24 protein-coding genes are annotated in these 26,183 nt (G+C 44.4%); 14 read left to right on the top strand and 10 right to left on the bottom strand.

Features of this window, described 5'->3' with window-relative positions; genetic code table 11:
* Positions 1–5: 5 nt before the first annotated feature.
* Positions 6–152 (bottom strand): hypothetical protein, encoded by a 147-nt coding sequence (locus tag RMY63_RS21915; protein WP_322730735.1) that lies wholly within the window; start codon positions 150–152, stop codon positions 6–8.
* A gap of 481 nt (positions 153–633) precedes the next feature.
* Here RMY63_RS21915 and pyrE point away from each other — a divergent pair, with 481 nt between their 5' ends.
* The 4 genes from pyrE (at position 634) to RMY63_RS21900 (ending at position 5,126) form a co-directional block, all read left to right on the top strand.
* Positions 634–1,230, top strand: coding sequence for an orotate phosphoribosyltransferase (pyrE, locus tag RMY63_RS21910; RefSeq protein ID WP_322730734.1), 597 nt, complete (start codon positions 634–636; stop codon positions 1,228–1,230).
* A gap of 31 nt (positions 1,231–1,261) precedes the next feature.
* Complete coding sequence (locus RMY63_RS21905; protein WP_322730733.1) at positions 1,262–2,674, top strand: amidase; 1,413 nt, start codon at positions 1,262–1,264, stop codon at positions 2,672–2,674.
* Between the two features lie 6 nt (positions 2,675–2,680).
* Entirely contained in the window at positions 2,681–3,004 is a 324-nt protein-coding gene (locus RMY63_RS41880) for a GFA family protein (protein WP_416212541.1), read from the top strand.
* Between the two features lie 586 nt (positions 3,005–3,590).
* Positions 3,591–5,126: an FAD-dependent oxidoreductase gene (locus RMY63_RS21900; protein WP_322730732.1), complete on the top strand. Its 1,536-nt coding sequence runs from the start codon at positions 3,591–3,593 to the stop codon at positions 5,124–5,126.
* A gap of 324 nt (positions 5,127–5,450) precedes the next feature.
* Here RMY63_RS21900 and RMY63_RS21895 read toward each other — a convergent pair whose 3' ends face one another.
* The 4 genes from RMY63_RS21895 to RMY63_RS21880 form a co-directional block, all read right to left on the bottom strand.
* On the bottom strand, positions 5,451–6,689 hold the full coding sequence (locus tag RMY63_RS21895; RefSeq protein WP_322730731.1) for an acyl-CoA dehydrogenase family protein: 1,239 nt from the start codon (positions 6,687–6,689) through the stop codon (positions 5,451–5,453).
* 36 nt (positions 6,690–6,725) lie between these two features.
* A complete protein-coding gene (locus RMY63_RS21890) occupies positions 6,726–8,072 on the bottom strand; it encodes an LLM class flavin-dependent oxidoreductase (protein ID WP_322730730.1) in 1,347 nt (448 codons plus the stop codon).
* 78 nt (positions 8,073–8,150) lie between these two features.
* Complete coding sequence (locus RMY63_RS21885; protein WP_322730729.1) at positions 8,151–8,825, bottom strand: O-methyltransferase; 675 nt, start codon at positions 8,823–8,825, stop codon at positions 8,151–8,153.
* A gap of 81 nt (positions 8,826–8,906) precedes the next feature.
* A complete protein-coding gene (locus RMY63_RS21880; protein ID WP_322730728.1) occupies positions 8,907–9,512 on the bottom strand; it encodes a nitroreductase family protein in 606 nt (201 codons plus the stop codon).
* A gap of 265 nt (positions 9,513–9,777) precedes the next feature.
* Here RMY63_RS21880 and RMY63_RS21875 point away from each other — a divergent pair, with 265 nt between their 5' ends.
* From RMY63_RS21875 to RMY63_RS21860, 4 genes are all read left to right on the top strand, one after another.
* The gene (locus RMY63_RS21875; RefSeq protein WP_322730727.1) at positions 9,778–10,515 is read left to right on the top strand and encodes a hypothetical protein; all 738 of its coding nucleotides are present in this window, start codon (positions 9,778–9,780) and stop codon (positions 10,513–10,515) included.
* A gap of 360 nt (positions 10,516–10,875) precedes the next feature.
* The gene (locus RMY63_RS21870; RefSeq protein ID WP_322730726.1) at positions 10,876–11,829 is read left to right on the top strand and encodes a D-2-hydroxyacid dehydrogenase; all 954 of its coding nucleotides are present in this window, start codon (positions 10,876–10,878) and stop codon (positions 11,827–11,829) included.
* Between the two features lie 21 nt (positions 11,830–11,850).
* On the top strand, positions 11,851–13,455 hold the full coding sequence (locus RMY63_RS21865) for an FAD-binding protein (RefSeq protein ID WP_322730725.1): 1,605 nt from the start codon (positions 11,851–11,853) through the stop codon (positions 13,453–13,455).
* On the top strand, positions 13,455–13,829 hold the full coding sequence (locus RMY63_RS21860) for a ferredoxin family protein (protein ID WP_322730724.1): 375 nt from the start codon (positions 13,455–13,457) through the stop codon (positions 13,827–13,829). The genes RMY63_RS21865 and RMY63_RS21860 overlap by 1 nt, the downstream gene beginning before the upstream one ends.
* Before the next feature lie 71 nt (positions 13,830–13,900).
* Here the strand turns inward: RMY63_RS21860 and RMY63_RS21855 are convergent, their stop codons facing one another.
* On the bottom strand, positions 13,901–14,635 hold the full coding sequence (locus RMY63_RS21855) for a CatB-related O-acetyltransferase (RefSeq protein ID WP_322730723.1): 735 nt from the start codon (positions 14,633–14,635) through the stop codon (positions 13,901–13,903).
* 7 nt (positions 14,636–14,642) lie between these two features.
* Positions 14,643–15,647 carry an aldo/keto reductase gene (locus tag RMY63_RS21850; RefSeq protein ID WP_174709858.1) on the bottom strand — a complete coding sequence of 335 codons (1,005 nt, stop codon included), beginning with the start codon at positions 15,645–15,647 and terminating at the stop codon, positions 14,643–14,645.
* 185 nt (positions 15,648–15,832) lie between these two features.
* Between RMY63_RS21850 and RMY63_RS21845 the strand changes: the two genes are divergently transcribed.
* Positions 15,833–15,958, top strand: a complete 126-nt coding sequence (locus RMY63_RS21845) for a hypothetical protein (RefSeq protein WP_322730722.1) — start codon at positions 15,833–15,835, stop codon at positions 15,956–15,958.
* Positions 15,959–16,623: 665 nt separating this feature from the next.
* Positions 16,624–17,883, top strand: coding sequence for a nitrogenase component 1 (locus RMY63_RS21840; RefSeq protein ID WP_322730721.1), 1,260 nt, complete (start codon positions 16,624–16,626; stop codon positions 17,881–17,883).
* A 1-nt stretch (position 17,884) separates the two neighbouring features.
* On the opposite strand, the gene RMY63_RS21835 is transcribed toward RMY63_RS21840, so the two are convergent.
* Both RMY63_RS21835 and RMY63_RS21830 read right to left on the bottom strand, forming a co-directional pair.
* Positions 17,885–18,576, bottom strand: a protein-coding gene (locus RMY63_RS21835) for an IS1 family transposase (protein ID WP_322730720.1) whose coding sequence is annotated in 2 segments (ribosomal slippage) — positions 17,885–18,252 and positions 18,252–18,576 — 693 coding nt in all. Because the reading frame shifts where the segments join, the coding sequence is not laid out codon by codon here.
* A gap of 11 nt (positions 18,577–18,587) precedes the next feature.
* Entirely contained in the window at positions 18,588–20,351 is a 1,764-nt protein-coding gene (locus RMY63_RS21830) for an ABC transporter ATP-binding protein (RefSeq protein ID WP_322730719.1), read from the bottom strand.
* A 403-nt stretch (positions 20,352–20,754) separates the two neighbouring features.
* Here RMY63_RS21830 and RMY63_RS21825 point away from each other — a divergent pair, with 403 nt between their 5' ends.
* Positions 20,755–20,877, top strand: coding sequence for a hypothetical protein (locus RMY63_RS21825; RefSeq protein ID WP_322730718.1), 123 nt, complete (start codon positions 20,755–20,757; stop codon positions 20,875–20,877).
* A 301-nt stretch (positions 20,878–21,178) separates the two neighbouring features.
* Here the strand turns inward: RMY63_RS21825 and RMY63_RS21820 are convergent, their stop codons facing one another.
* Positions 21,179–22,450 (bottom strand): MFS transporter, encoded by a 1,272-nt coding sequence (locus RMY63_RS21820; protein ID WP_322730717.1) that lies wholly within the window; start codon positions 22,448–22,450, stop codon positions 21,179–21,181.
* A 334-nt stretch (positions 22,451–22,784) separates the two neighbouring features.
* Between RMY63_RS21820 and RMY63_RS21815 the strand changes: the two genes are divergently transcribed.
* From RMY63_RS21815 to RMY63_RS21805, 3 genes are all read left to right on the top strand, one after another.
* The gene (locus tag RMY63_RS21815) at positions 22,785–23,747 is read left to right on the top strand and encodes a TauD/TfdA dioxygenase family protein (protein WP_322730716.1); all 963 of its coding nucleotides are present in this window, start codon (positions 22,785–22,787) and stop codon (positions 23,745–23,747) included.
* Between the two features lie 144 nt (positions 23,748–23,891).
* Positions 23,892–24,773 carry a TauD/TfdA dioxygenase family protein gene (locus RMY63_RS21810; RefSeq protein WP_322730715.1) on the top strand — a complete coding sequence of 294 codons (882 nt, stop codon included), beginning with the start codon at positions 23,892–23,894 and terminating at the stop codon, positions 24,771–24,773.
* A gap of 187 nt (positions 24,774–24,960) precedes the next feature.
* On the top strand, positions 24,961–26,034 hold the full coding sequence (locus RMY63_RS21805; RefSeq protein ID WP_322730714.1) for an aliphatic sulfonate ABC transporter substrate-binding protein: 1,074 nt from the start codon (positions 24,961–24,963) through the stop codon (positions 26,032–26,034).
* Positions 26,035–26,183: the final 149 nt, after the last annotated feature.

Genomic DNA, 26,183 nt, shown 5'->3' with positions numbered 1-26,183 from the left:
AATTGCTATGGCAGCACGACATCGGATTCAATGACGAGTTGTTTTAAAGAACCGACATCGACAACATTAGCTGCGGCGGCTAATTGTCGAGTGTATAGGCGTAGACCGTCGTAGACATCGCTTCTGTCATTCAAGGCAGCAATGGTTTTCAATCCATGTTGATTGAGTACAGATGCGTAGACACGTTAGCGTAGCCTCTCGTAGAGAAGCGGCTTGTCGTCAGACATCGCCTGCCCCATATCGCCTGGGCTTAAAATTCCAACAGTTTGAATTTGCATAGAAAACTTGATTCCAAAATGCTGCTCAATAAGTACTGATGTGCTTCGTTTGTCTGGGTACTTAGTACTCGTTGTTCAGCGTGGGTTTGGAGATTGAGTTATAAAACAAAATACGGTAAATTGATTGTATTACCGTATTTTATCTAAACAGGAAGTTATCACAAATTGTTCTAAGGAAGTAAGTTATACCAATTCAAAATTAAAAATGACGCTCTCTACGAGACGCTGTGCCTAGCTTGCTTCTCGGTAGGAGTACGCGGACTCGCTAACAAAATTCAAAATTCAGAAAACTAGATATCACAAGCCTTTGAGCTTATGTATATGTCGCATTCTCTTTTCAAATTGGTGTTATTTAATGACTCAAAAAGCAGAGCAAATTTTTGTTAACAAGGTTAAATACATGGAAGTTTTTGCCAAAGGCTCTGAAACCGAAATAATTAAAAGCGAAATAGCAAAGCAAATTTATGAAGTTTCACATCTAGTTGGCTCGTTTCAACTGCGCTCTGGACGAATATCAAGCGAATACTTTGATAAGTATCAATTCGAGGCAAATCCGAGCTTACTTGATGCTGTCGTGAAGCAGATGGTTAATCTGATTCCCAGTGATACTGAAGTATTGGCTGGTCTTGAACTTGGTGCTATTTCCATAGTCACACTTTTATCACACTACTCTGGCTTACCTACTGTTTTCGTGAGAAAAGAAGCGAAAAAATATGGAACTTCCCGATTAGCGGAAGGTGCAGAGATTAATAATCGAAAAGTGCTGATTGTAGAAGATGTAGTAACTTCTGGCGGTCAAATCGTCATCTCAGCCCATCAGCTTCGTAAACTTGGGGCTGAAATTGATTACGCACTCTGCGTTATCGAGCGCGAGGAAGGTGCTATAGATCGACTCTTTGCTGAAGGGATCGCACTGCTTTCTCTGCTCAAACGTCGTGACTTACCTACCTAAAAATCGCTAATTCTTATTCAATCCTAAAAATATGTCAGAAATTGCCAATTTTTCAGCTTCTCAATTGTTATCGCTTTATCGCGATCGCCAATTATCACCAGTTGAAGCAACCAAAGCCGCCTTAGAACAGATCAATACTTACAATAGCTCAGTTAATGCCTTTGCGATCATAGATGAAAACACAGCTCTTGCCGAAGCCCATGCCTCAGAAGCGCGCTGGTTAAATGGTAATCCCCTCGGCTTGGTCGATGGAATACCCTTTACTGCTAAAGATTTATTATTAACCAAGGGTTTACCAACACGCCGAGGGAGTAAAGCGATTATCGCCAATCAGCCTTGGGAAGAAGATGCACCTGCGGTAGCCCGTCTACGCGAACAAGGAGGAGTACTACTCGGAAAAACCACAACTTCGGAATTTGGTTGGAAAGGTGTCACCGATAGTCCTCTGACTGGTATCACTCGCAATCCTTGGAATACACAACTTACCCCGGGGGGTAGTAGCGGTGGGGCGGCTGTCGCCGCTGCATTGAGAATGGGAACACTCCATCTCGGTACAGATGGCGGCGGTTCGTCTAGAACACCCGCAGCATTAACAGGTGTGTTTGGTTTCAAACCTACTTTTGGACGTGTGGCTGGCTATCCATCAGCCCATACAGGAACTTTGTTTCATATTGGCGTTCTTGTTCGCACTGTTACCGATGCAGCAATCACGTTAAATGTTATTGCCCATCCTGATATCCGTGATTGGTATGCTTTACCAGATGCTCAACAGGACTATACTTTGAATTTAGACCGGGGTGTAGCTGGATTGCGGATTGCTTACAGTCCCAACTTTGGATACGCCGATGTCGATTCCGAAGTAGCCACCTTAGTGAAAGCCGCAGTGGATGTGTTTGCCAAACTCGGTGCTATTGTCGAAGAAGTCGATCCTGGTTTTGCCAATCCCCGGAGTATCTTCCAAACCTTCTGGAAAGCTGGTGCAGCCAAGCTACTGCGTGGTTTTAGTCCAGAACAACAAGCTGTGATTGAAGAAGGCTTGCAGGCTAATGCCAAAGAAGGCGATCGCATTACACTAACAGAATACCTTAGTGCCCAAGATGCTCGTGAAGTTTTAGGAAGACATCTGCAACGCTTTCACCTCAACTATGATTTGCTGATTACTCCCACTTTACCTGTAGTTGCTTTTCCCGTCGGACAAAACAGACCCCTGTCATATATTGACCATCCGGAACGAGATTGGTCACCTTTTGCTTACCCTTTTAATCTCACACAACAACCTGCTGCATCTATACCTTGCGGCTTTACCAAAAACGGCTTGCCTGTAGGTATACAAACTGTTGCTGCCAAGTACAGAGATTTACTGATATTGCAAGCAGCTAAAGCTTATGAAACTGTTTCTCCTTTCATTATGCCTTTGGAAGTGAACACAAATCTTTCCCAGTAATTTCAGATGTACTATAAAGAAAAAACGATGACTGAACTCATCACAGGAGGGTGTCTTTGCGGCTATGTGCGATATGAGTATAAGGGAGAACTAGAAGCCGCGAACTATTGCCATTGTCGAGATTGTAGAAAGACCACGGGTAGTGCTTTCAATATTGGAGTTCGCCTACAATCAGCCGCGCTGCATATCGTAACAGGTCAAGTTAAGAGTTATACGAAAAATGGAGACAATATTTTTTTTAATACCTCGTTGTGGGCAATGCCTTCTGGTGTGTCCACTACGCGGATGGTGGACTTAGTTTACACCTGTGGGGTTAATGCTGAGCACTGAGTGAAAAATACTAGTGCTTTCTCCCTAGCCCAAGAGTCTCTTTTTCATGTGTTATTGGTGTACGCAGTTTGTGACAGCTATTTTATTTAGGATGCGATCGCTCAAGCATCTTATACCAACGTTTCATGGCTCCTAGATAGTTTGCTATATCTAATATTTGATAAACTACGTCAAAAAATTGTGTTTCTCAATACATATTTTTTTGTATGTATTGTGTAAACTCTATCTTTAATGTCTAGTAATAGGTGAATGCCTAAATGGCAGACACAATTACCTCAAAGCTTTGCGGAAAAAAAATTTTATAACTCTGCAATCCACCTGTTTTTTTGGGTGTATGTCATCGGTTAAAAGCTTAATGCTTTCGTCTTCTGAATACTTCATTTATCGGCTATTCATCGGGGTTTGACCAAAATGTATCAGGCTCTTAATAGTGAATACATGAGTTTCAATTAGTTAGGAATTAACTAAACTTAATAGTAGCCGCAGTTAATATAAGTGACATTTCTTGAAAAGGCATTAGCGACACACACCATTTATTCGCTAATCTCTACAAGTTCTACATCCAATAAATTCAAGATAGTTCAAATTGAATCCCAACCAATACTACTGGCATATCAAGCCAGATGAACGAGAAACATCCTCTTCATCCTCCTTACTCCTATTTCTCAACGCTATCAATATGACAACAACAACAAACCCTGATTTCAAGGCTCTTGAGGCACTACGCCTAATCGGTCCCCATCCGGAAAACTGGGTGAGCGATCGCCCAGGCATCGACCACAATGTCACAATAGTAGGTGGTAGTGGTAGCGGTAGTGTCTTTGCATTTGCGCTACGGCGTGCAGGTATCGGCCGCGTGACAGTAATCGATGCAGCCGAGGACGAAAGCCTTGCAGGGGTGTGGCTGACACGAGCGCGGATGAAAAAGCTTCGCACGCCGAAGAACCTGCCCGGCCCCGAATTAGGCATCCCAGAACTATCTTTTCAAGCATGGTACGAAGCACGGCACGGCGCTGAGGCATACGCAGCTATAGACCGGATTCCACGAGTGACTTGGGCTGAATACCTCAACTGGTATAGGCAGATCCTCGGCATTTCAGTTCGTTACCAAACAAAGTTAGTACAGATAGAGCCAGCCGCAGGTTTCTTTCGCCTACACCTTGAGGTAAACGGTGTCCCACAGGTGGAAACCACACGTAAGATTATCTTCGCTAACGGTGTCGCGGGTACTGGTGGCCCAAACATCCCTCCAGTATTGGCTAACTTACCACGCACCCTGTACGCACATACCGCCGATGCCATCGATTTTGAAGTGTTGCGCGGTAAGACTGTTGCAGTGCTGGGTGCGGCGGCTTCAGCTTTCGATGCAGCAGGAGTAGCCCTGGAATCGGGAGCCAAAGCAGTACATTTGTTCGCACGGCGTTCGGCGATCGCATCTCTACCAGTGTTACGGGTACGGGGGTATCCTGGCGCTTACTACAACTATCCACAACTGCCTGATGCAGTTCGCTGGTTCCAAGCGTGGCGCTTTCGCCAAGTAGGTTCCACACCGCCACCGGATGCGGTTGAGCGAGCCATCGCCTTCCCCAATTTTCACTTACATTTATCTGCACCTTGGAAATCGGCACAGGAAAAAGGCGGACGTATCGTTGCCCAGGTGAAAAATGATGTTTTCGAGTTTGATTTTGCGATCGCTGGTACTGGTTATTTCGTTGACCCGGCAAAGCGCCCCGAACTAGCCGACTTTGCCCAACACATTGCCCTGTGGCGCGATCGCTACGAACCACTAGCCAACCAGCGCGACGATGATTTAGGAACGCACCCCTACCTGGGTAGTGCCCACGAATATCTAGAAAAAGTACCTGGCACTGCGCCCTACCTCAAAGACATCCACATCTTCAATCCAGCTGGTTTCGTCAGCTTCGGGCTACCCATTGGTGATGTACCCAGCATTCGCCGCGACGTGCCTGTAATAGTATCTCGCATCAGTCACGACTTATTTTTCACTGACTGGGAGCAGCACGAGGCACGCATCACCAGCGACAACATTGCACCGGACTTTGAGGACTCACTATACGCCGCCGCAGTGTGGAAGCAGCCAGTCAAGGCTTCAGTCAGCTAAGTCTGCGTAGGATTAAGAAGCAGAGGGGCTATTAGCTAGGGGAGAAGAGAGTGTGGGCAATACTTGTCGGGTTTTGGGGAAAAGGGAAAGAAAAAACCTTTAGCCTTTTCCCCAAACCCAATTCCGAGTTAAGAATACAAAACCCGAGCAGTATAGCAGTCGAAGCATAAATTAGGACTATGTTGGTTGCTGAAACCTTTGATAATACTGAGTTTCTACTCAGCACTCAGCACTCAGCACTCAGCACTCAGCACTTTGCTATATTGGGAGTGTGGGGAGTTTTTTGCCCCATCTCCTTATCTTCTCCATACCCTATACAAAACCTTAGAAGAATCCTCTTGTCGGCAGAGGCGTGCCATTAATTTCGTAGTCTCCGATTGCACGGGCTTTGAAGTGACTGGGGTTATGTGATGCCAAAGTCCGGGCGTTTCGCCAATGACGATCATAGTTGTAGCTTTGCTTGGTCGTTGAAGCTCCACCAACTTCAAATAGCAGGGTAGCAGAACGTAGTGCCAAGTCATCGACAATCAATTTGGCTTTGGCTGCACTTAAAGAAGCTGCTAGCGCCGCTGCTGTTTCCGATTCTTCACCCTGGGCTTGGGCAGCAGAAAGGCGATCAAGAGCATCAGCGGCGGCCAGCACGATCGCTTCGGCGGCAAAGGCATTGGCGGCAATCTGACCGACGGTCTGCTGCAATAGCGGGTCATCTGCTGCTTGCTCGGTTACGGCATGGTAGAAGGTTCTAGGTCTTTTACGGACGAGGTTTGTTGCATCGCGCAAGACGCTGCGAATAATCCCAGCGTTAATTGCAGTCAGAAACAATTGCGGCACAATGTTGTAGGGTAGGTTATCTTTATCTGTATCTGTATCAAGAATTACTTCATCTGCCTCTACCCAAACATTAGCGAACGTAGTCGTTCCCGTACCCGTCAACCGTTGCCCAAAGCCGTCCCAGTCGTCTATCAGATCAATTCCCTCACGCTTAGTAGGAATGAGTATGAATGCTATAGCGTCATCGGGTGTTAACACGCGTATAAATATCAAGTCTGCATAAATACTACCAGTGCTGTAATACTTTTTACCATTGAGACGATAGCCGCCGTTATCGGGTGTTAATTTTGTATTTACCACCGCACCGCCACCAGATCGCTTCGCTTCCAGTTCGGTGGTAGCGAGTCCGATAATCGCTCCATCAACGACTGCCTTGAGCCAACGGCGGTTTCTCTCACTGCGGGGAGCGCGCAAAATTCGCTCGGTCACGGAGAAATGATTCCGCACAATGTGAGCGACGTTCGGATCGGCATCTCCCAAACGAATCACCACCTCTAACAGTTCCCGCGCTGAACTACCACCACCACCTTCAGCAACGGGGATACGCAATGCACCTAAGCGCGATCGCCTAATTAGGTCGATGACATCAAAAGGCAGGATGCGATCGCGATCGCGCTCCGTTGCCCCCAGCGCGATAAAATCCAACAAGGTTTGCAGTTCGGGAGGGTTGGCTGTGACAGAAGCAGAGAACTCAAAGGTGGAATCTAAAGCTTTTTCTTCAATGTGGGTCATCGTTTTTCTCTCTGAATATTTTTGGAATAGCTACATTTAGCTGACAGATGCGGTTGTGGGCTGGAAGAAGCGGTTAGTAGGGCGAGCAAGTCCCAGATTTTCGCGCAGCGTCTTGCCTTCGTACTCCTGGCGGAAAATCCCACGGCGTTGGAGTTCTGGCACAACCTTGTCTACGAAATCATTTAGCCCTTCAGGAAGAAAAGGGAACATAACATTGAAGCCATCAGACCCTTCCTCGGTCAGCCATTGCTCCATTTCATCGGCGATCGTTTGGGGTGTACCGACGAAAGCCAGCCCGCCATAACTACCGATACGTTGCGCCAGCTGACGAATCGTCAGGTTATCACGTTGCGCCAGCGCGATCACTCGTTCTCGTGAGGTTTTTCCGGCGTTAGTCTGCGGGATTTCCGGTAAGAGGCCATCTGGATTAAAACCCGAAACGTCGTAGCCAAGGGCGCTGTTCAGGCTGGCGATCCCACTGTCATAATGTACTAAGCTGTCCAAATGAAGACGTTTAGCACGCGCCTGTGCGACGGTTTCACCCACGATGACTAAGACACCTGGAAGAATTTTGATGCTATCTGGGTCACGTCCTATCGCCTGTACACGACCCTTAATGTCGGCAAAGAATGCCTTCCCTACTTCCAAATTGCTGGCTGATGCAAACACGACCTCGGCGGTTTCGGCGGCCAGTTGACGACCTGCTTCGGAAGCTCCCGCCTGAACGATCACCGGCCAACCCTGGACAGGTCTAGCGATGTTCAATGGCCCCCGCACCGAGAGATGTTTTCCTTTATGATCCAGAACGTGAATTTTTTCGGGATCGAAATAAATCCCTGATTGCACATCTCGAATAAAGGCATCGTCAGCGAAGGAATCCCAAAGACCTGTGACAACATCATAGAATTCCTTAGCCCGCACGTAACGTTCGTCATGCTCTACTTCCTCTTCTAACCCGAAGTTGAGCGCTGCATCGGGATTTGATGTGGTGACGATGTTCCAGCCAGCGCGACCGCCACTGATATGGTCGAGAGACGCGAAGCGGCGAGCGATGTGGTAAGGCTGGTCGTATGTTGTGGAAGCAGTAGCTACCAGTCCGATGCGTTCGGTAACGCTGGCAAGGGCAGAAAGCAAAGTGAAAGGCTCAAAGGAAGTGACAGTATGGCTGCGCTTGAGAGCGTTCATCGGCATATTCAGCACCGCTAAGTGATCGGCCATGAAGAATGCGTCAAACTTGCCCTGCTCTAGTTTTTGAATAAATTGTTTCAGCGCCGGGAAGTTGAAATTAGCATCAGGAAAAGCCGCAGGATAGCGCCAAGCGCCAGTATGTATGCTGACTGGGCGCATGAATGCACCTAGTTTTAATTGCTTCGATCTGCTCATCTTAAATGGGTTATTAGTGAATACAAGTCTTTAAGTATGGAAAAGACAGCCGATGTAACGGGCGATCGCTTTTGCAACTCAAGAGTCGCTAGTCACGATCGCGATCGCAAAGCCGTCGTAACCTTTACTACCCACAGTTTGGATCTCTGTAGCACTCACACGCGGTTCTGCTGCTAGTAGCTCGTTGAAGCGGCGTATCCCCTGCACACTACTATCACTACTAGCAGCATCGATCACCGCCCCATTACGGACAACATTATCGGCAATAATTAAGCTACCACGATGGGAAAGCTTCAGCGCCCAAGCCAAGTAATCGGGATTGCTTGGCTTGTCAGCATCAATAAAGATTAGGTCAAATGGATCGTGTCCTTCGGTGGCGATCTGTGGCAATGTATCCAGCGCCCGCCCGATGCGTATATCTACGAGGCTGGACAGACCAGCGTGTGCAATGTTACTACGGGCGATTTCGGCGTGCTTTGGGTTAGCCTCCAGCGAGATCAAGCGACCGTCAGCAGGTAGCGATCGCGCTAGCCAAATCGTGCTGTAACCACCCAATGTACCAATCTCTAGGATGGTGTGCGCCTTCTGGATTTGCGCTAATAGCAACAGCAGTTTGCCCTGATTGGGTGACACATTGTGCGATGGTAGCCCTGCATCAGCAGCAGTTTGCAGCGCTGTATCCAGGGCGAGGTCGGGCTGAACAAACAAGTCGGTGATATAGCGATCGACCGCAGCCCAATTTTCTTGGGTCATATAGTAATTCTTTTTTGTAAATTTCCTTCGCGTTCTGCTTTGGAGTATGTCGAACGTATCTACATACTTCAGCCTCGATCTTTAGTCTTTTAATAAGGCTGAGGTATGTCCCCACTGTCCAGTAAAGACAAATTCTTTCAACGGCTTGCGAACACGAGGAGCCAGTTCGCGATCGCGTAGTCCATCAGGGAGGCTTTGGGGATCGCCAGGATAACCAACTGTCACCACAGTTGCAGGCTCATAGTCTTCTGGAATTTGGTATATTTCTCTCGCGGTATCTGCATTAAATCCCGCTATTTGATGGGCAAATAAACCAAGAGAAGTCGCCTGAAGGATCAGGTTTTCTAAAGCCAGTCCGACATCATGAAATGCATGTCTGTTTGTTTTTCCGTCGTCAGTAAGGATTTTAGCGACTGCAAGTATCAGTACCGGAGCATTTTTCGCCCATCCTTGATTAAACTCAACCAAGGTACTAAGTAGACGATTGTATTCCGTTGAGTCATCTTTAGTGGCAACAATAAAGCTCCAAGGCTGATGATTGTAGGAAGAAGGTGCCCAACGAGCTGCTTCTAGCAATGAGAGTAGCTTATCCTGCTCAACTAAGCGTTCGGCAAAAGCTCTAGGACTCCAACGACTCTGGATAAAGTCATGAACAGGGTATTGCGTTTGGGCAAGTTTCTGCGTCATTTTAATGAATTTCCTTATCGATACTCTATTTGGATTGACAGTAATAAACTGTCTATGCCTGCATCACTCATTAATAATTAATTGCAGTTTTTCAGCGACTTGTAGCAATTAAAAAAACTTTTTTTTAGACAAAAAATATTTTACTACGGTTAATCTATAGAATAACGGGTGTTGTTCTCATGGTACTGCATCAACGAGAGGATAATCAAGCATCAGCTACGAAAAAATTCAGAAAGATCCGAAATATTGGCATAAATTGCAAATAATGACCAACGAGCGAATAAATCAAGTAGTCCAAAATAATGCTGTATGGTGCGATAGCATTTGCCAGATCCACGGTAAACCGGGTAAATTCATGGACACAATATGGGTGAATCAACATGAAACTCCTCGCTTTTATCCAAACGCTGTGACTCTATCGAAAACCAAAAAATCTACTGAACAGATAGAGTGGATTCAATATCTCGCCAAGTCTGGTTTATCTAGGCAATTCGGAGTCAAGGATAGTTTCTGTACACTTGACCTTGCCTCATTGGGATTTCGGATATTATTTCAAGCAGAGTGGATCTATAGATCGGCATCGCAGCCTCGACCAGATACAGACATTGCTGGGATACATTGGGTCAAACTCTATGAAGAGTCCGAACTGGCTGATTGGGAAGCTGCGTGGAATAGTAATTCAGCCAAAAAGATGCGCCAAAAGCAACCACGCATTTTCTTATCTTCTCTGCTGGCGAATGAGGATATTGCTGTTATTGCCGGATATCAGGAGCATCGTATTGTTGCTGGGGCGATCGCAAATCGTGCTGTAGATTGTGTGGGACTGACGAATATTTTTATACCTACTGCCGATGCAGAGAATTTTTTGTATGTTTGTATTGCCAAGGTAATTGACATCTTTCCCTATCTACCGATTGTTGGCTATGAAACAGGACAAAAAATTACTAAATTGCAGACTTTAAATTTTGAGCCACTGGGTTCCCTAAGAATCTGGGTAAGATAAATTTAAGGCAAAAACTGATACACTAACTGTATTTTTTTGCAAAAAATATTTCACAGTTTACAAAAAAAACAAGTAAGTTGGCAATTGAAGATAATTAGGATTAAGAAACGGAAATTTTTAGCCTTTTTTTACAAAACTTAGCAAAGCTAACAATCTAGGCTTTCATTGATTTTTAGATGTAAATAGTGAGCCAGCATGAGCAATCCAGCATTGCAGGAGAGAAACAACTTTGTTGATTAATTATATAATACGGTAAATTTATCGATTTATAGTATTATGTTTTCAGTGGCGATCGCTTCCTTTGATATATTGCTTGCATTTATCCATGCTCATTGACTATTTAGCGTGAAGGATTAACCCGTGGTCAAACTAATTTTACCCATAGAACTTACTACCGAGATTGAGCCACATCTACCATCGGATACAAAATTTGTGCGGGTAGATAGTGATGGTAATTTTGATAGCGATCCCAGTGATGCTGAAGTTTATCTGAATGGATTTAAATTGAAGCCAACCACTCTACATAAGGTGCTGGGAGCTGCTCCTGGAATACGTTGGCAACAGACTCCTAGTGCTGGTGTGAATCACATTTTGACACCGATTTTTCTCGAACACGATATTATTCTGACTAATGGCGCGGGGGTTCATGCGATTCCGATTTCGGAATTTGTCTTAAGTTTGATCCTCTATCACGCCAAACAGTTACGGCAATTGCAAGCTGCTCACGACCAACGTACTTGGCGAAAAAGCTGGTTAGTACTGCCAGAGTTAGCAAATTCAACTGTATTAATTCTTGGGACTGGGAATATAGGTCAAGCGATCGCAGCTCGTATTAAACCATTTGGGGCGAGAGTTTGGGGCGGTCGTCGTCGTCCTGAACCTCTACCAAATTTTGATAAAATCGTCGGCACAAATGAATGGCACGCATTGTTGCCAGAAGTTGACTATATAATTGTGGCGACACCTCTAACACTAGAAACCAAAGCTTTAATTGATGAAACTGTACTGCGATCGCTACCCAGTCATGCTTATTTAATTAATGTGGGTCGAGGTGCGGTTGTGGATGAATCAGCATTAACTAAGGCTCTCACTGAAGGCTGGATTGCAGGTGCAGGATTAGACACAGTTTCTATTGAACCACTACCGCCAGAAAGTCCTCTATGGTCGTTGCCTAACTTGTTTATTACACCCCATACTTCCGCAATTACCCCAGCATTGAAAGGACGCATTACAGACTTGTTCCTTGATAACTTAGAGCGTTACCGAGGCAATAAGCCTTTACGGAATGTAGTCAATAAGGAAGCAGGATACTAAATAAATTTATACAGCGATGATATGAATACAAAAACTTTTCAAGTCTCGGCAGCACAGAGTTTAATTACCACTGATGTCTTAGTTCTGGGTGGCGGGCCGGCTGGTACTTGGGCAGCACTTTCAGCAGCAAAGCAAGGTGCCCGTGTCGTCCTAGCGGATAAGGGGTATTGCGGTACATCAGGGGCAACAGCTCCATCCAATACTGGGACATGGTATCTTCCCAAAGGCGCAGAACGTGATGCAGAAATTGAGCGTCGGCTGTCTCGCTCATCAGGACTTGCCGATCGCCGTTGGTTACAGCGTGTGATTGAGCAGGCACAAATAGGTTTAGATGATTTAGGGGATAACGGCTATCCTTTTCCTTTTGATGAGCAGGGCAATCCCTACCGTGCTAACTTGCGCGGGCCAGATTATATGCGCTTCATGCGACATAGAGCGATCGCAGCTGGTGTACGCATTCTTGACCATCATCCCGCACTCGAACTACTTTGGGCTGATGGTGCGATCGCAGGTGCAGCAGGTATTCATCCGCGCACTGGGAATCGCTGGGAAGTCAGAGCTGGTGCCGTTGTGCTGGCGACTGGCGGATGCGCTTTTCTGTCTCATGCACTAGGTTGCGATGGTAATACCGGTGATGGTTATCTCATGGCAGCAGAGGCAGGAGTCAGGCTATCTGGAATGGAATTTTCCTCACAATATGGCTTGTCACCTGCTCATACTTCTGTTACCAAGGGATTGACCTTTACCTTCGCCAGTTTTTATCTGGAAGATGGCTCTCCCTTACCGGAAACTGGGGAAGACCGAGCTGTACGTATTGCACGCCAGTTGCTTGCGGGTGAAAAAGTGTATGCCCTGATGAATCGCGGCAACCCTATCGAACATGAATGGTTGCGCCAGGGTCAACCTAACTGCTTTCTACCATTTGAGAGGATTGGATTAGATCCATTCCAGCAACCCTTTTCAGTGACGCTACGCTCCGAAGGAACTGTTCGCGGCGTAGGTGGGCTGGAAATTATCAACAATGATTGCGCTACAAAAGTGCCAGGGCTTTATGCCGCCGGTGATGCAGCCTCTCGGGAAAATCTTACAGGGGCAGTTTCAGGAGGGGGAAGCCCTAATGCATCCTGGGCGATTGCTAGTGGGACTTGGAGTGGTCGTGCAGCAGCACTTTTTGCTGCCTCTTTAGGCGAGAAAGCCGAGACACGCTTGGTTCGTGGTTTAGGTCAAGCAGGTTTGCGTCCCCGTAAACACCCAATAGAAGATGAGCTAATATCGGAAGCGATTAGTGCTGTTCAGGCTGAAACCTTGCCGCTTGATGTTAATTTCTTTCGTTCTGGAGCGAGGATAGCGCTGTCACGTCAACGTTTGGATGCAGTATGGGCAGATATTAGCGATTATCTAGTAGGTGAAGGTCGCAATGCTCTACGCGCACGGGAAGCTGCGGCGATGGCGGCCACAGCTCGCTGGATATGGGCGAGTGCGGATGCACGTAAAGAAAGTAGAGGAATGCACCGACGCACAGATTTTACAAAAACTGACGTACAACAAACAAGAAGAATATTTACCAGTGGTATCGATGATGTTGTGGTTGTCGCCGCAGAAAATCAGTTGCAAGAGGTAGCGTAATGATTGAAATTGTTGATAGCGATCGCTGTATCGGCTGTGATATCTGCGTAAAAGTTTGTCCGCGCGATGTCTTTGATTCTGGAGACGATGGAATAGCTGTAATTGCTCGTAAATCAGATTGTCAGACTTGTTTTTTGTGCGAGTTGTATTGCCCTGTTGATGCGCTTTATGTGTCGCCTTACGCCGAACTGGATGATGAGGTTGATACAGAACAGTTAATTACCCAAAACTTGCTAGGTAGTTACACCCGTAACATGGGTTGGCATCATGGCAAAATGGGAGGGACTGACAAAGATCCAACTCAACAACTTAGAATTTTGAATAGGGCAAGACAGGATAATGCAAGATTGATTGACACTCCCCTGGCTGAATAAATTTCGCCGGTAGGCTCGCAGATATATTAACGGAGGCGGAGCGATTTTGGATGGATGCCATCGACAAGTAATTAAACAGAAACATCCGCTCCATCGTGTTGTTCTGCTGGTGGCATCCCGATAAATTTCAATACATCTCCTTGTGGCTCTTTCCACTGGATCTCTGGTAGCCACTCATCCGGGTTTGTATATAGCAAATCTAAATTAGCCGCAATCTTCGCTGACTCCCAATCCCACCAAGATAGTTCTAGCAACCGTTCTACCGTTTCAGGTTTAAACCGATACCGAATTATCTTAGCTGGATTACCCACCACAATTGCATAGGCAGGAACATCGGAAGCAATAACAGCCTGTGCGCCCACAACTGCACCGTTACCAATTTTCACCCCTGATAAAATCGTTGCCCCATACCCAATCCAAACATCATGACCAATAATCGTTGCCCCCTTAGGAGCCGCATCGATATAACGTTCTTCTGGCACAGCTTCTGCGGATAACCACTTGAAAGGAAATGTCGTTGCTCTTGTCATAACGTGGTTTCCTCCAGCAAAAATGATGATATCCTTAGCCAGAGAACAAAACTTTCCGATCTCAATCCGGTCGTCAGGGGTAAATATTGCTAAACTGATGTGCTGATCGAAGTAGGTGTAATCTCCAACGTTGATACGCGGGTCTTGAATGTGAGCATTTAGCCAAATCGGAGGAGGCGCGTATTCAAGCATAGTCATAAAAGGTAAAATCAAGGTTTTTAACCCGCGTAGACGGGTTTTACCTCTGTAGCCGTGACTTCCAGTGGCCTGGTGCAAGATTACTCTATGGGCGATTTCCAGATGGGTGCTGATGCCCTAGTATAGGATGGGGTGTGTAAGGTTCTTCTAAGAATTTGCGCTCTTCATCAGAAAGCTCTAAATCCACCGCCTCCACAGCCTCTTTAAGATGTTCTATCTTACTAGCGCCAATTATGGGAGATGTCACACCTGGTTGATGCAATAGCCAAGCTAGGGCAATTTGCGTGGGTTTCACACCCCGTTTTCCAGCTAATTCAACTACGCGATCGACTACTTTAAAATCTGAATCTTGATAGTAGAGATTGTGAGCAAATTCGTCAGTTTTTGCCCGCAGTGTTTGGCCATGGTCTGACTTACTGCGATTCCCTGCTAAAAAACCCCGCGCCAAGGGACTCCAAGGAATAATACCAATCCCTTGATCTAGGGCTAAGGGTATCACTTCTCGTTCTTCTTCCCGATAAACTAGGTTGTAATGATTTTGAATTGATACAAAACGAGTCCAGCCGTGAATGTCTGCTGTATAAAGGGCTTTAGCAAACTGCCATGCGTAAACACTAGAAATTCCTAAGTAACGGACTTTACCTGCTTTGACAATATCATGCAGTGCTTCTAGGGTTTCTTCAATTGGTGTTTCATAGTCCCAACGGTGAATTTGGTACAAGTCTACATAATCAGTCTGTAGCCGCCGCAAAGAAGCATCAATGCTGTCAAAAATATGTTTGCGAGATAGTCCTCGATCATTAGGCCCATCGCCGACTTTGCCATGTACTTTAGTAGCAATAACAACTTGATCCCGTTTAGCAAAATCTTTCAGCGCTCGTCCGACAATTTCTTCACTAGCACCCAAGGAATAGACATCGGCAGTATCAAAGAAATTAATCCCCAATTCCAAAGCCAGTTTGATAAATGGACGACTTTCTTCTTCTTCTAATACCCATTCGCGCAATTTACGCGAACCATAAGTCATCGTGCCTAGTGTAATCCGGGATACTTTGAGTCCAGTTTTGCCAAGATTTACATATTTCGTCATACGGTTCGCTCTACTTTTTGTTGGGATGCTTAATAAGGTTGTGATATTTCTATAGCCTTTTGACATTGATTTGCCTAGAGTATTGCAGAGCTATGAGCATTGCTTTGCAAAAGCCAGGATACAAAATACTATATATCAATCGACTTATCGGAGTTATTAGCTATAATATTAAGAATTGCATATAAATGACAAATATGGAACAGGAAATCAGGAAATGTTTTGGAGAGGGGGCTGTTGGTAAAATCTCTCGGATCTACAAAGCGATCGCCACCGTCAATCCAACCAGGGCTACGGCTAAAGCTCTTAGTTGAAATCGTATATACTTTTCAAATTTAAAGAAAATTTTTTAATATAGTTCTGTTTGTGGATAGATTTAAAGTATTTTAAAATAAGTAAAGCTATAATTACCTGTATAAATTATTATTTTAGTGAAATAAAATACTTAAATTACTATTAGTAAAAAATAAATTTATTGGTTGGATGATAAAACAAAATATAAGGTACATAGAAAATATGAGTGTAAATTATCCTGTTTAATTATCTAATAATTTATATTCTAAAAATCTCAAAACAATATTTGATTTCATATATTATTAGCTATACTAATATTTAGATAAGCTAACACTAGCCAAAGAATTATAGTGTTTATCATCTGAGTGAGTTACATCTCGTTGCAGTGAGGGGCTACAGGCGAAGATGTAACTCATGCGAGGGCTGCCATAACAAGCCTTTCTAAAAATACAGGATGCATCAGAGGAGTTGCTTGTTTTATCTGAAATGCTAGTGCATCAATTGCTGTTTTTTGTAATTTCTCAGAAATCAGTCTCAATCAACTTTGTCTACCAGCATCTATAAAGACGAGTGGGGACTAGGCAGCAAAATTGGTAAGTAAGAAAAATAGGAGGTAGAGAGAAAATAATACTCTTAACTCCTCATTCTTGGCTGTTTTGTATTTATTTTTAGCACGAGGAAAAGCATGAAAAACACTCAAGTAACAATTAACGAACCCCTTAGCGAAACAGGTTGCAAATCTAACCAGAAACAACTTAATAGTCAGAAAAAACTCACTTGCACAAAACCACCACAACCAGGTGCAACCCAAGGAAATTGCCCTTTCGATGGAGCGATGGTTTCTGTCGGAGCTATTACTGATGCTGTTCATTTAGTACATGGTGCTGTTTCTTGTACTCACAATCCTTGGGCAACTCATGGTAGCCTCTCTTCAGGCTCCCAATTATACCAAACTGCTTTTACTACTGACTTTAGTGAAGGTAATATCGTTTTTGGTGGAGAAAAGAAACTGTACAAAGCGATTGTGGATGTTGCTCAACGCTATCATCCTGCCGCTATTTTTGTTTATGCTACTTGTCTGTCTGCTTTGATTGGTGATGATATTGATAGTGTTTGTAAACTAGCTGCACAAGAAATTAATCTTCCAGTTATCTATGTAAATGCGCCTGGATTTCTTGGTAGTAAAAATTTAGGGAATCGCATCGGCAATGAAACTTTATTGAATGCTGTCATTGGTACAGCCGAACCGGAATTTACCACACCATTCGATATTAATATTGTTGGTGACTATAATGTTGCAGGTGAAACGTGGAATATCTTACCATTATTCCAAAAAATCGGAATTCGCGTTCTTTCTAAAATTACAGGTGATGCTCGTTATCAAGAAGTTTGCTATGCTCATCGCGCCAAATTAAATGTAGTGCTTTGCTCAAATGTAGCTATACAAATGGCGCAAACTATGGCGGAACGCTATGGAATTCCTTATATTGAAGAATCGTTCTATGGTGCGACCAACTTAAACGATTGCTTGCGGAATGTTGCGGCCAAATTAAGTATATCCTTGGGAGATAGTGTTATTGCATGTGAACTGCAAGAACGTACAGAAAAGTTAATTGCTCAAGAAAATGCTGCTCTAGATATTGCTTTAGCTCCTTACCTTACTGATTTAAAAGGTAAGCGGATTATTCTTTCTACTGGTGGTGTGAAAAGTTGGTCGCTTATTTTAGCAGCCCAAGATTTGGGAATGGAAGTTATTGCAGCTACGGATGGCAAAACAACAGAAGAGGAGAAAGCTAAAATTAAACAATATCTTGGTGGGGATGCAATGCTTTTGTCTGACACAACTCCCCAGGCATTATTAAAGGTATTACACCAAACCAAAGCTGATGTGTTGATTACTGGGGCTGGCAATAAATATACAGGGCGTTGCATAAATGCGGGATGAATCAGGCAGACACGGGTATTTGTCTATACTTTAAATAATGAAGTAATAATCGAACTGAATACTTAAGCATATCCACGGATTTAGAATAGCAGAGTGTTTTTCGGTGTAGTCTTGCTAGGTAATGGCGCAAGCGGGTATTTTCGCCCTCAACTCTAGTCATATAGGTTTTGCTGACGATGTGGTCTCCTGGGTCAATAAAGCAAGGATAAACTTTCCAACCATCTGTGACGTAGAAGTAACATTGCCAACAGGAAACTATGTCCCACAAGAATTTAAATGTTTGTGAACTGCGATCGCCTATTACCCAAGCTAAGATACCCTCATGAAAGTGATTTACTGCCGTCCACAACCAAATTTTGTTTTTTTTGAACCGATGAAGGTTTCCAGTTCATCTAATTCTCCAACGGATGGTATGTCGTCGTTTGGCGGTACGTCGGGGAGTTTTTCACCTATTTGTTTTAACCAATAAATTACAGTTGTATGGTGAACACCTTTATCACGCTCTATTGCTCGAAATCCCATGCCATTGACGTATGACCTTAAACATTCAATCTTGATTTCATCTGAGTACCCTTTTGATGGACTGTAAACATCGATAAATTGACGACCACAATTAACACAAATGTGATTTTGTTTACCTCTTCGTTTACCATTTTTCCTAATTTCAGTAGAGTTGCAGTATGGACATTGCACAGTAGATGACCTCAATTCATCCCTCTATTATGCAACGCCGATATTCTTAATTGCATGTTGTATGCATTTGCATAGATACCATCCAATGCGATTAACTCTTCATGTGTTCCTTGTTCCTGAATCCCATCATCCGTTAAGACAACAATTCTTTGTGCATTTCTGACTGTTGACAAACGATGGGCTATGATAAGTGTTGTCCGGTTGTCAGTTAACTTCTCTAACGAATCTTGAACGGCCTTTTCACTTTCATTATCCAGAGCGCTCGTCGCTTCATCAAAAATAATAATGGGTGGATTTTTTAAGAAAAGCCGCGCAATACTTAATCTTTGCTTTTGCCCCCCTGATAATTTTACGCCACGTTGACCGATATCCGTATCATAACCGTCCGGTAACGCCATGATAAAATCGTGGGCATTCGCTTTTTTGGCTGCCTCAATGATTTCTTCCTTACTGGCATCAAGCTTACCATAGCGGATATTGTCTGAAACTGTCCCGGCAAACAAATATACATCTTGCTGAACAACACCTATGTTCCTTCTTAATGAAGATAAGCTAATATTCCTGATATTCTTACCATCAAGCAGTATTTTTCCCTTGCTGACTTCATAAAACCGGGGAATTAAGGAACATAAGGTTGTTTTACCAACGCCTGAAGCCCCCACTAAGGCAACATATTCGCCAACTTTTATATTTAAAGAGATGTTCTTTAGGACATGATCGTAGTCTTTTTTATACCTGAAGCTTACATATTTAAATTCCACATTTCCCTGAACATGCGTAAGTTCAATCGCATCTGCTGAGTCTTCAATGTCGGGTTCCACCTGCATAATGTCCATAAATCGGTCAAACCCAGTGATGCCTTCCTGATATAGCCTAGCAAAGTTAACAAATCTCTGAATTGGCTCGATGAGGATGCCGATGTACAACAAATAGGTGACCAAATCGGCTAAATTCAAAGAAGTATTAACAATAGCAACGCCGCCAAAGACAATCACCACGATGGTCATGAGTTGCGTAAAAACAGTCATCCCTTGATAAAAGTATGCCTCACTTTTATAACCGTCTCGCCTGCTCTCAACAAAACGATTGTTTGTGTAGGCAAACTTCCTTTTTTCTATTGTCTCGTTGGTAAAAGACTGTACTACCCTGATGCCTGCCAGCGTATCTTCAACTTGTGCGTTAATATCGCCGATTCTATCCTTGCTTGCTCTTAGCGCAGCATTCATTTTCTTATTGAAATAGATGGCATAAACGGTCATGATGGGAAAGAAGAAAAAAATGATTAAAGTAAGCTCGGCGTTAATAGTGTTCAAGATCGTAAAAGCACCGACGAACTTTAGTAACCCGATAGCAATATCTTCAGGCCCATGATGATACAACTCGCTAACCGACTCCAAATCATTGGTGATGCGGGTCATTAACTGACCTGTTTTTTGTTGATCGTAAAAACTAAATGACAGCTTTTGATAGTGCTCGAATAAATCACGACGCATATCGCTTTCCATCATGGTTCCCATCATGTGCCCTTGATAGTCAACAAATGTTTTGCACAAAGCATGAACGACAACCGAAGCGAGCATAACCGCACCCACTGTATAAATTTGACCCAGCGCATTGAGTGCATTTTCTTCTAAGACATTTTTAGTGATGTATCTCGCACATAAGGGGAGTATCAGGGTAGTGGCTGATATGATAAGCGCACATACCAAATCTGCAACAAGCAATCCTACATAGGATTTGTAATAAGACAAGAATTTTTTGCTTCGAGAACTCATAAAGTTTCTCCTCAAACAGATAAGACAGCAGTGTAAAGGTGGACAAAGAACCGGATCGCACCAATGTAGCAATGTAGTTGGTTAGCTTTTTTGAAAAGGTCATCAAAAGCCAAAAGCGGTTATGGTGATACCCATGACCGCAAAACAACGAGCGGCATAAGGTATCCTTCCCTGGCCGCTCGAAACAAAGCAACCACGGACGAAATAATCTGTAGCCGCGATCTTGATATCTTATAAATCAAACGGCCACGAGTGTGGCGTATACCCGTGGCCGCAAATATTCCCTGGGAAGTGAATGAACGAGTATAGGTATAATAAACGCTTTAACGCACTTTTATAGCGCGCCACGACAGCGCATTCGTACAACACCTATTAAGCGATCTATATTGAAAGCGATACGTCGATGAATCGGCATACAGCAAGATGGTCGAACTACGAGCCACCAGAATATGTGCGGCGGCGCGAAGACGAATGTATCGCTACGAAATCAACACAATTATCAGACGCTCACAAACGCCTCAAATAGATCAGTAATTGTTCACACAACCCGAAGGGCACTCTTTTGGTTAAAAGGCGCACTCCACAAGCGAGCGGGCCACGCCACACATAGCAGCATTGGTCAGCTCAGGTATATTGTGGGTAAAGCATGTCATCGTCGCGCCTCCGTAAGGATAGAGATACGTAGCTTGATAATAATATGCGGGCTAGCAGGTGTCAAGGCACCAATAAAAGGATGAAAAGAAAAAACTTTGGAAGGTAAGCAGGGCAATGGATGTAGAATTACAAATCCTGAAACATTTGGCATCTAACTAACAGAAGCGACTTGTTCACCGAGCAATCCAACGACTTACTGCTGGCAATTGTGCAGAGAACCAGAGCGCACCTAAAATAATCAGACTACCACAAACAATCAAGGCATTAGTCGCACCAAAATTATCTGCCAAAGTCCCAGCTAACAAATTCCCAAAGGGCATTGTACCCACCATAGCTAGGGCGTAAAAACTCATTACCCGTCCGCGCTTATCCTCGGTAACTAGGGTTTGAATAATCATATTACTACTGGTAATGTTGAGGATAGAAAAGCAGCCTACAAATACCAGAATGATTATAGATAGCCAAACTTGACGCGAGAGTGAAAAGAATATCAAACTCATCCCAATGAAAACTTGAGCGACTACAATCAAACGCTCTAAGCCCACAATCCCTCGTCTGACACTTAGATACAAACAAGCAAACAACGAGCCAATCGGTGCTGAAGTGCTGAGGTGAGCCATCGTAGTTGCGTTCCCATTGAGAATCTTTGCTGCAAAAACAGGCATCAGCGCGACATGAGACATCCCGACGAAACCATGTAACGCTAGCATTAATAAAATTACTCTAATCGGCTGGAATTTCCAGACATATTCAAAGCCCTCCCGCAATTTCTCCAAAGTATCGCTAATGCCCGTAAGGGCTTGCATCTGTCTGACTTGCAGCCGCATCGCTAGCAAGGTAAATATGGCAGGAATATAGCTGAGGGTATCGTAAAGAAAACAATATTTTACCCCTAGTGTCGCAATCAAAATCCCGCCCATAGCAGGCCCCACTACGAGAGAGGAACTTAACATTACTGAGTTCAAGGCGATCGCATTACTCCAATCGGCGCGATCGTCTACGGTTTCGGTAACGATTGTATGGCGCACGGGCATATCTAATCCCTTGAGCAAACCATTGAAAGCACTCAGTACCAAGAGGATAGGAAAGGTAATCCAATTGGTAAAGGTGAGAATCGTTAAAGCCAGGGAAACGCTAATTCCCAATATCTGCACCACCATTAACAAGTCACGACGACTCCAGCGATCGGACAATATACCCGAAAAGGGAATCAGTAATAAGGTAGGTAAAAATTGTACAAACCCTGCAACTCCCAACAACCAAGGCGATTTAGTCAAATCGTATACCAGCCAAGGAATGGTTAACTGCTGGGTCATAAATGTTCCAGACATTGATAGTAACTGTCCCCAGAAAAACAGGCGAAAGTTACGCCAGCGCAAGGCGGGTAAATGGTGGTACGTGATATTACTGATGTTTTTCCCTAGTTGTCTATGCCAAATTTTCATGAGTAAAATTTTATTATGGTCTACTAATAATTAGATTAACTAAGAATTATCAAATAATCGCGTAGTTTACTACCCAGGCATCGCTGATCTATCTGAGCTAAGACTTTTGCACATTGACATCGGATCGCTATAGAAGAGGATTGGTCTGCAAAAACGTAGGAAGTTACTATTTAGCAAATGTATACTACGTTAAATCTATCGAGATAATGTATAATAATTTCAGTTATGCTCCCAGCATGGGAATGTTGCTAGCAGATATTGGGTATCGGCAAAATTCCCAAGGAAATAGGCGAGTGTGAACACCTCCCGACAGATCAAACTCTGGAGAATCCTAATGGGCTACAAACATATAGAAGTTAAACAGGTAGCTGGTTTCATCGGTGCAGAAATCGGCAGCGTAGACCTTTCCCGCTCTCTTTCTGAGGATCAAGTCCAAGAAATTCGCAAAGCGCTATTAAAGTGGAAAGTCTTGTTCTTTCGTGGTCAGAACATCGATCATGCTGCCCAGGTCGAGTTCACATCTCGTTTTGGCGAAGTGACTTTCGCCCATCCCTTGGGAGAGCCTGAACCAGTTCCGGGATTTCCCCAGATCAAACCCGTAGACCGTAAGCTTTATGAGCAGCAGTATGGTTTTCGCACTGGCGGCCCTTGGCACACAGATGTAACGGCGGCGATCAACCCACCAGCAGCGTCAATTTTACGTGCAGTTAATGTCCCTAGTTTCGGTGGTGACACCCAGTGGAGTAATCTTGTGGCAGCTTATGAGGGACTCTCAGCACCCCTGCGATCGCTAGCAGATACATTAAAAGCGGAACATCGCTTCAATGGAGGCGGTTATCAACCCCGCAACAATAAATTCGACGAGCGCATTGCTGTCAATCCTCTAGTTTCTATTCACCCAGTCGTCAGAGTTCATCCTGAGACTGGTGAGCGTGCCTTGTTCGTCAACCCTGGCTTCGTCTCCCGCATTGTTGATGTGTCACCAGAAGAGAGCAGACTGTTGCTAGAGTTGTTCTTCAACCAAGTCACCAAACCTGCATATACCACCCGCTTCCGTTGGAACAACAGTGATATCGCCTTCTGGGACAACCGCGCCACCGTGCATTTGGCTCCTCAAGATTTGGATCATCTGGATGTCGAACGTCTCCTTTATCGCACCACCATCACAGGCGATGTTCCAGTAGGGGTTGATGGTTTCCGTTCAGAAGTGGTTCAAGGCGAAGCTTTCAGTGCTGAAGTACCAAGCGTCTTCAAGCAGAAAGCTGAGTCTAAGGAAGTACAACCAGTCCTTTCGTAAAACTGAGTTATAAGTCATGAGTGCTGAGTAAATTAAAAAGTACTCAGTACTTATGAACGCAGACATGAACCCCTTGTTGCTCTACAAGGGTAACTTTTGCATGACCAGTTGATCGTATAGTCCTAAATCTAAGGAGATCCGATTATGACATTCACGGCAAGCCGGATTGATATTACACCCACCGAAGCGGCTCTTGGTGCAGTGATTACCGGATTCGATGTTAATTCTGTGGAACCAGAGGTAATTCTGCAACTCAAACAGGCATGGCGCGATCGCCATCTTCTCATCTTCAAAAACCAAATATTAACTGACGATCAGTTGTTAGCCTTTGCCAATTACTTTGGCGATATTCTCCAGCAGCCTGCCTATGTCCGCAAAGGAGAAACAGAAGAGTACCTGCCACCCCTAGTTCTCACTCTCGCAAATGCTGCTCCTGAAGAAAGCTCAGTCAATATTCGACCGAACTATCAGGAACTTTTACCCCACATCGATCACTACTGGCTGCCTATACCATCTAGCGGTTCTTTCTTATATGCAGTAGAAGTACCTGAGAATGGCCCTAATACCTATTGGGTAAATTTGGCTCAGGCTTATGACGAGCTAGATGATACCACCAAAGAGCAAATTTCTGGCTTACAAGTTCGCTACTTCAATTCCTATGGCAGTAAGGATCGCGATGAGTATGGTAATCCTAAATATGCAGATGGTCGCGCTCCTGAACCAGGCGAACGAGTAGCAATTCATCCTCTGGTTCGCACACATCCAGATACAGGCAAAAAGATCCTCTTCTTCAATGCAGCTAGCGATGTAGACATCGTAGATTATGACCATGTAGAAGGAGCAAAACTAGTTGCAAAGTTGCAAGAGCATATCAAACAACCCCGATTTGCCTATCGTCACCAATGGAGCAAGGGCGACCTACTTTATTGGGATAACCAAGCAACAGCTCACTACCGACCTGAATTTGATGCCAATGCCACTCGTATTCTCAAACGAGTTAGCCTCCGGGGTAGTCGTCCTTTCTAAAGGTTTAGCAGTTTAAAGATATAGGACAAAATAGCTTGTTGATCGTTGAGATTTAACAGCCAACGATCAACAGGAACCATTGTGTTGGGGAGGCAGCGCATTGGACGGGTTCCCCGGCTTGAAGCGACTGCCGTCGGCTATGACGACTTGTAGCAAATGACATATCAACTCCACGGGATTGAGAGCCATGATTAAACCTTATGTCAGGAAACGATTAATTTCCAGGCGAGATTTGCTTTATACCTTGTATGGGTTCGCCTCTTTCGCCACATTGGTAGGCTGTGGAGCAAATGCTGGTAGTGGAAACAAGAATACGACAAGTAACAATAACAACACTATTGGTAGCAATAATAGTAAGCCTAAACTTATTCGGCTTGGCTTCACATCATTTGGCGATCTAACAAGAGAAAAAGGTGTAATCGAAAAGCGTTTAGCTCCTTTGGGAGTAGATGTTAGCTGGTCAAAATTTATTTCCGGGCCACCCCTGCTGGAAGCCTTAAGTGTGGGTAGCCTTGATGGGGGACAAGTCGGGGAAACGCCGCCTATCTTTGCTCAGGCTGCTGGTAACAATTTGGTTTACCTGGTGAATATGCCGGCGGGTACGGGGGAAAGTTACGGGATTGTTGTGCCAAAGGATTCTTCTATTAAAACGGTGGCGGATCTTAAAGGCAAAAAGGTTGCCTATGCCAGAGGAACTGCTCTGACCTATTTTTTGGCGAAAGCGCTGGAAGAAGTTGGGCTGAAGTTTAACGATGTTCAAGGTGTGAATTTGACTGTTGCTGATGGACGAGCAGCATTTTTAAACAAAACTGTTGATGCCTATGTAGCGATCGACCCGACACTGATCAAGCTTCAACAAGAGGGAACGATCCGAGTGTTGCGGGATGCTCAGGGAATTAAAACACCAGGCTCTTTCTACTTAGCTGCGAGGGAATTTGCTAGTAATAACCTTGAACTCTTCAAAGCAATTCTAGAAGAGTATTATCAAGTTGGAGAGTGGGCAAATCAAAACAGGCGAGCTGCGGCCCAAATCCTTGCTCCGAAGTTAAAGGTTGATATGCCAACGATGGAAACAATGTTGTCTCGGCGCAAGTACGATATGCAACCTATTAATGAGCAAGTGCTACGAGATCAACAGCAGGTTGCCGATCTGTTGTACCAGTTAAAAATCGTGCCAAAACAAGTCGATGTCCGGGAAGCAACTCTGACTTCTCAGCAGTATGCGGCAATTATACCGGATAGTATCAGAAATAGGGCATGATTTAGCGATCGCAAACTAGCTAAACGAAAATAAAGAGGCTGTGTCAGAAGATGCAAGACTGGGTGAAAAAGAGGATAACTAATGCTGAATAGCTAATAAGTAGCTAGACATGATTAAATATAAAACGCTCAACTGAATAATTACCATTG

Source organism: Nostoc sp. ChiQUE01b (genome assembly GCF_034531255.1).
Classification (GTDB): domain Bacteria; phylum Cyanobacteriota; class Cyanobacteriia; order Cyanobacteriales; family Nostocaceae; genus Nostoc.
The sequence above is the reverse complement of the archived record's forward strand: the minus strand, read 5'-3'. Positions and strand labels throughout refer to the sequence as shown.